This window comes from Oleiphilus sp. HI0132 (genome assembly GCF_001635845.1).
Window position 1 is genome coordinate 1 of the sequence record NZ_LWGJ01000535.1, and the last position, 579, is coordinate 579.

Here is a 579-nt window from a genome sequence, read left to right on the forward strand (position 1 = left end):
TAACTCTTCAATGGGAAAGCCCGCAACCGCTTTGATCGTTGATTTCGCAGATAAGCACACCCCTGCTCTAGCAAGCTCTCCTGTCTCAATCCCGGCTTCGAAGCCTCTCTCGTAAGCGTAATATGACTCTGTGACGTGTCCTTTTAGATGTGCAAGTGACACTCCAATTCCATTCCATGCAGAAGCGGAGTCCCTACAGTTCGGATTACTTTCCAGCCACTGCTTAGCTTTTTCACCAGCTTCATAGGCTGCCCCATACTCATCTCTTAACGCCAATAGCATGCCATAGGTAGTTAAGGTCACCAGTGTTGCATCAGTTCGACCATGCAGTGTTGCAGATATCAAACTAGCCTGAATACAAACAGAAGCGAATTCTATGCGTTGCATCAAAAAGCCAGCTAAACCGAAATTAACCAAAACATAATTAGTTAAGTGATGCGACCGATCTTTACATTCTGGCCAGTTTTCAAAATCCTTAATCGGACGCTTAGCCAGCGCATCCCTTAGTTGCGATGCTTGCTCTAACATGATGGCTTTGAGAGAACTTAGGTCATCAGGAATATCAATACCCAATATTGA

General features: G+C 44.9%; 1 protein-coding gene. It reads right to left on the bottom strand.

The features are described from left to right. On the bottom strand, nt 1–579 hold a 579-nt coding region (locus A3766_RS30570; protein ID WP_197479381.1), incomplete at both ends, for a hypothetical protein.